Consider the following 4524-nt stretch of genomic DNA (forward strand, 5'->3'; position numbering starts at 1 on the left):
ATCTGAATATCAATTGATAACATGGACAGGGTAGATAAAAAGTAACGCATATAGGCTTCAAATTTTTCGGGCGATGTGCTGCCAATCAAGCTAATCTGTTTCGCACAGTCCTGCGCCATTTCGTCAGCGTAAATTTTTTCCAATATATCTTTAACGTCCGTTAGGTGTTTTGTCAAAGCGTCATTATTCTTTGTTTTTAACGCTTCGTTTATTTTTTCCTCCAGCGATGGAAAGTTATCAACAAAAGTATTTAATACCTGTAAATAACTGAGGAGTTCATCATCTCCCATTTGTTTTATTTTTCCATCAATCTTTAAATCCGAAATTTCAAGCAGTTTTCCTACGGTAATATTTTCTGATTCTTTATCGGCATTAGCCGCATCTTGATGCGCCGCATCTTGATGCGCCTCATCTGATGAATCGCCTGCCGGCTTCTGCGCCTTTTGAATATCAGTGGATAATATTGACAAGTTTGATAAGAAGTAACGCATATAGGCTTCAACTTTCTCATGCTTTTCGCTGCCAAGCCAGTTGATCTGCTTTGTACAATCCTGCGCTATGTCGTCCGCATAAATTTTTCCCACCATGTCCCGAACTGTTGAAAGATGTTTTGTCAATGTGTCGTAATCTCTTGCTATCAGCGCGTTATTAATTTTTTTCTTAATCTCCGGAAGGTTATCGGTAAACGAATTTAATAACTGGACAAAATTGTTGAGCTTGCCCTCATCCATTTGCTCTATTTTTCCGGTCAATTTTAATTCAGAAATCTTAAGCAGTTGTTCCCGGTTAATCATTGTGTAATTCTCCTTAATATACGATTATGCGCAAAAAATTTGTCGTGTTTTTCAAAAGTTTGCATTCTGTATAAATTTTAGCCCTCAGGATTAACATTGTCAAGGGCAATTCGGCGTTGCCGGATTGCTTACTAAGTATAATTAATGAAATTTGGCATCTTGAAAATTTCACTTGAATATTGTAAATTGCTCACAATGAACCTGAAAAATTCTCACTATTGTTATATATTAAATAGAATAAACTCAAAAAACGCTGGCAAGCCTATGGTTCGGTTTGCGTATATGAATGACACTAGTTTTCTTAATAAATCACGAGTTAAGGAGTTTTTATGAAAAACACAAAAAACAAATGTGCTAAAAGGCGCAGTTTTTTAACAATTGTAGTTCTTGCAGCGGTAATTGGCTTCGTTGCTTTGTCTTTGACAGGCTGTATGGTTATGGAAATAGAGAAGGAGCCTGCCATCTTAAAAAACGCCAACAAGCTTACTCAAGGCGTATGGACTGTCGGGAATATCCCTACCGAAAACGATGAAGAGTGGTTTACATTCAAAGCAACTGCGGCTGCCCAGTATATCCATTTTGAGCCGGGCACTATGGTTATAGGGAAAATGCAACTGTATAATAACGATGCCGAGACAAAAAGAGGAAATATAAAGGCTCTGATGGGCGTTAATTCTTATCCTCTAACATTAACGGCCGGTAATATATATTATATAAAGATAACGGGAACGCCAACGACAGATCTCAACGCTGAAATCACAGGCAGATGCGGCACATTCAAAATAGCGTTTAGCTCCAATGTACCGCCCGCAATTACGCCGCCTCCCAATAATGTAACCCAGATTCCCGGCAACAAATGGATTAATGGCAATATTAGTTCCGCCCCCGGCGAACAATGGTTCAAATTTACCGCGACTGCAAATACCTGCTATATATATTTTGAACCGGACACCATGTCAAGTTTGAATGTACGACTATATGATAGCAACTGGACCCAAATAGGGGAAGAAGAAACTCTGTCTGCCGCTTCTTCGCCTATCTCCAAAACGGATATATCTGAGGGAGAGTATTATATCAGAGTATATACTGGTTTTTCTGAAACCGGCGGTACATACAAAATAGGAGTTACAGACTCAACTACGCCGCCCGCAATTACATTGCCAACCGAAAATGTAACCTCGCTTAATACCGCCGGTACATGGGTTAGCGGAAGTATTGATGAAGACGGTGAACAATGGTTTAGTTTTACTGCGGCGGCGAGTACGCAATTTATACATTTTAAACCGGGTACCCTGAATGATGTGTATATACAACTGTATGATAATACAGGGATACTAGCAGGGAACAGAATAAGGTTGAATAGCAGTACTCTCTATATCCCCCGAACAGTAACGATGAATCAAAAATATTATATCAAGGTAACTCCCTTTAGCAGTTCTGGAAGCGGCGCATATCAAATAACGTTTGGTAATTCTTTTACTTTTGAAACCGTAACTGAGCTTACTGAAAAGGTATGGGCTGATGGAAGTATTGCCAATCCAGACAGCGAACAATGGTTTAAATTTACCGCAACTGCGGATACCCAATATATATATATAACTAGGGCTGCTTCAACAATTCTGAAAGTACAATTATATAATAATATTGGGATAAAAGCAGGAGGGTCGGAAAATTTGAATAGTTCTCTTCCATCTATTTCACGACCGGTAACAAACAATCAAGAATATTATATCAATGTAAGTTTTATGTACAATGTTGCCAGTGGTCCCTACCCATATCAAATAGCGTTTAGCTCGTTAGATACAATGCCTGTTCCAACCGCAAATGTAACTGAGCTTACCGAAGACCAATGGGCTAATGGAAATATTGCCTCACAATTAACTGGCGAACAATGGTTTAAATTTACCGCAACTGCGGATACCCAGTATATCCATTTTAATCATGGTTCAATAACAACTTCTATAGATGTACAACTGTACGATCCTGACGGGGCAGCAATAGGGGATAGTATAACTCTTGGGTCTGGAGCTACTTTTTTATCACCCCCTATATCGGTAACAGAAACGAGTGAGTATTATATCAAAGTAATTATCAGTTACACCTCAGGTCAAGATCCAATCGCATATAAAATAGGGTTTAACACCTCAACTACGCCGCCATCGTCGTAAAAAGACAAAAGCCCTTTCCAGTTTTGGGAGGGGCTTTTTTATTTAAAGGTTGCGCGGCGTGGTACTGAAATTCCGTAACAGCCAGTGTTATAATGCTTATTAGCGCTTGAAGATGTATTCCGCCGCTTGACACTGATTAATAAAAAACAATAAAATATTAATAAATAAAATCATTTGGCATTTCGTTAGTATCTGCTTTCATTTTAAAATGATTTATAATAGAGGAGATACAAAATGAGCAAGAAAAACACGCAGACAAAAACCGTTACTACCTCGGCGGACAGGGCAAAAAAACGGCTTTTGCGGGCTGCCGCCAAAGACGGAAATACCCTTCTTATTCAGTACGAAAATACTATAGACGGCTACGATGAAGATTACGTTGACGAAAAACGCGATGAATACGGTGAAAATAAAATTACAAAACAAAACGAAACTTCCATGCTTAGACGGTTTGTAACCGCTTTTATCAATCCTTTTACCATAGTGCTTATGGTTTTAGCCGCAGTATCTTTTTTTACAGACGTTATTTTAACGCCGCCTGGCGATTCCGACTATACGGCAGTTATCATTATTTTAACAATGGTTACAATATCAGGGTTTCTGCGGTTTATTCAGGAATTGCGCAGTAACAACGCGGCAAAAAATTTAACCGAGATGGTTAGAACTACCGTTTGCGCGGCGCGGAAATTCAAGAATAAGGAATCAGATTATACCTATTCTGAAAAAAAAGAAATTCCAATGGATGAAATTGTCGTGGGGGACGTTGTTTACCTTGTCGCCGGAGACATGGTTCCCGCTGATGTTCGTATAATTCAAGCAAAGGATTTATTTATCAGCCAGTCAGCACTTACCGGCGAAAGCGAGCCTGTAGAGAAATTTTCCGCTCCTGTAGCTGACATTGGAAACAATCCGCTGGAACTGAAAAACCTTGCGTTCATGGGGACTAACGTAATATCCGGTTCGGCTATAGCGGTAGTTATGACTGTGGGAGACGATACAATACTCGGCACTATCGCGGAACAGCTTCAGAAAAAAGCGCCGCCAACAAGTTTTGAGTTAGGCGTTAATTCAGTTTCATGGGTACTTATCCGTTTTATGCTGATAATGGTTCCGATAGTTTTACTGGTAAACGGTTTTACAAAAGGAGACTGGCTTGACGCGTTCCTCTTTGCCTTGTCGGTGGCGGTAGGCCTTACGCCGGAAATGCTTCCAATGATAGTTTCAGCTAACCTTGCCAAAGGCGCCGTGTCAATGTCGAAAAAGCGAGTTATCGTCAAAGATTTGAATTCGATTCAAAACTTCGGCGCGATGGACGTGCTTTGTACTGATAAAACCGGAACAATCACGCAGGACAAAGTTATTCTTGAATACCATCTGGATATTGACGGCAACGAAAATGTTGACGTGCTTCGCCGTGGGTTTTTAAACAGCCATTATCAAACAGGTTTAAAAAACCTGATGGATATTTCTATCATTGAACACGCCCGCGAGAAAAACCTGATTGATCTATGGAATGATTATAAAAAGTTTGATGAAATCCCCTTCGATTTTAACCGCCGCCG

The 4524-nt window shown here is 39.8% G+C and carries 3 protein-coding genes; 2 read left to right on the plus strand and 1 reads right to left on the minus strand.

All coding sequences use genetic code 11. From position 1 onward, the window contains the following. Positions 1 to 794, minus strand: a 794-nt coding sequence (locus ACYVRH_RS10925) for a hypothetical protein (RefSeq protein WP_461256945.1), incomplete at its 3' end; no start/stop codon positions are given. 329 nt (positions 795 to 1123) lie between these two features. Here ACYVRH_RS10925 and ACYVRH_RS10930 point away from each other — a divergent pair. Together ACYVRH_RS10930 and ACYVRH_RS10935 are read left to right on the plus strand one after the other, a co-directional pair. Further along, positions 1124 to 2962 carry a hypothetical protein gene (locus ACYVRH_RS10930; RefSeq protein ID WP_461256946.1) on the plus strand — a complete coding sequence of 613 codons (1839 nt, stop codon included), beginning with the start codon at positions 1124 to 1126 and terminating at the stop codon, positions 2960 to 2962. Positions 2963 to 3196: 234 nt separating this feature from the next. Then, positions 3197 to 4524: HAD-IC family P-type ATPase (locus ACYVRH_RS10935; RefSeq protein ID WP_461256947.1), on the plus strand; the 1328-nt coding region annotated here is incomplete at its 3' end.

Source organism: Treponema sp. R80B11-R83G3 (assembly GCF_054786115.1).

Coding starts and splice junctions, on each gene's coding strand:
- ACYVRH_RS10930 (WP_461256946.1), top strand. CDS start 1,124: ATGAAAAACACAAAAAACAAATGTGCTAAAAGGCGCAGTTTTTTAACA.